1 protein-coding gene is annotated in these 1,459 nt (G+C 77.7%); it reads left to right on the forward strand.

Annotated features, from left to right (window positions below):
* On the forward strand, positions 1-1,399 hold a 1,399-nt coding region (locus ABD308_RS14975), incomplete at its 5' end, for an alpha/beta hydrolase (protein ID WP_344333755.1).
* Between the last annotated feature and the right edge of the window lie 60 nt (positions 1,400-1,459).

The following is a 1,459-nucleotide window of genomic DNA, read 5'->3' on the forward strand; positions in this document are numbered from 1 at the left end:
CGCGACCGGCCCGGACGACACCGCCGCCGCCGCGCTCGCCGCCGCCGGCGCCCGCTGCACCGAGGTCACCGTCCCGCTCGACTACCGCCACCCCGGTGGACGGACGCTCAGCGTCGCCCTCTCCCGGCTGCCCGCCACCGACCCGGCCCACCGGCTGGGCACCCTGTTCTACAACCCCGGCGGTCCCGGCGTCCCCGTCCGTCACCTCGCCCTCGCCCTGCGGCAGGCCGCTCCCGCCCTGGGCGCCCGCTACGACATCGTCGGCATGGACCCGCGCTTCGTGGGCGCCAGTACCCCCCTCGACTGCGGCTGGCCCACGGCCGGCCCCGGCTCGGCCGGGCCCGACCGGCTGGGCTTCGACCGGGCCGCCGAGCTCGCCAAGGACCTCGCGGCCCGCTGCTCGCCGTACCGCGCCCTGCTGCCGCACGCCTCCACCCGCAACACCGCCCGGGATCTGGATCTGGTGCGCGCCGTCCTCGGCGAGCCGACGATCGCCTACCTCGGCTCGTCCTACGGCAGTTACCTCGGCGAGGTCTACCTCCAGCTGTTCCCCGGCCGGGTCGGACGGGCGGTGTTCGACGCCGCCATGGACCCGGACCGCTTCGGCCCCGACCTGACCGCCACCCAGGGCCCCGCGATGGCGGCGGCGCTCACCGCCTGGGCCGGCTGGGCGGCCGGCCACGACGACCGCCACCACCTGGGCGCGACCACCGCCGAGGTGCTGGCCTCGGTCGAGCGGGTGCGGCTGGCCGCCGAGCGCGCCCCGCTGGCGGTCGGCGCCCACCGGGTCGACGCCAAGGCACTGCCGCAGGTGCTGTGGACGGTGTCGGCCGGCGACGACGACGCCGCCTACGAGGAGTTCTCCGCCCTGACGCGCGTCCTGCTCGACGCCGCCGAGGGCCGGCCGGCGCAGCCGACCGCGCTGCTGGAGGCGGTGCTGACCGGCCTGGCGGCCCCCGACACCGGAGGCTACGCCGCCACGCAGACCGCGATCATGTGCGCGGACCGCGCCGCCTCGCGCGACCCGCTCGCCTACTACCGCGACATCCAGGCCCACCGCGCCGACGAGCCGCTGTTCGGCCCGCTCACCCGCAACCTCACCCCCTGCACCTTCTGGCCCGCCGAGCCCGCCGAACCGCCCACCCGGGTGCGCAACGACGTCCCGGTCCTGCTGGTCGGCGCCGACGGCGACCCGGCCGCCACCTACCCCGGCCAGCTCTCCGCCCACCGCGCCCTGACCGGCTCCCGGCTGGTGACCCTGCGCGGCGCCTTCCGCCACACCGTCTACGCGGGCCTGTTCGCCCCCCGCGACGCCTGCGTGGACGCCGCCGTCGACCACTACCTCCTGGACGGCGTCCTTCCCGCCCACGACACCGACTGCCCGTCACCCCGCCCGTAGCCCCGGACCGCACCGGCGTTCGGCACGCCCCGGACGACGAGACGGCCCGGCGCGGGAATT

The organism is Kitasatospora putterlickiae (genome assembly GCF_039527695.1).
In the GTDB taxonomy this organism is placed as follows: domain Bacteria; phylum Actinomycetota; class Actinomycetes; order Streptomycetales; family Streptomycetaceae; genus Kitasatospora; species Kitasatospora putterlickiae.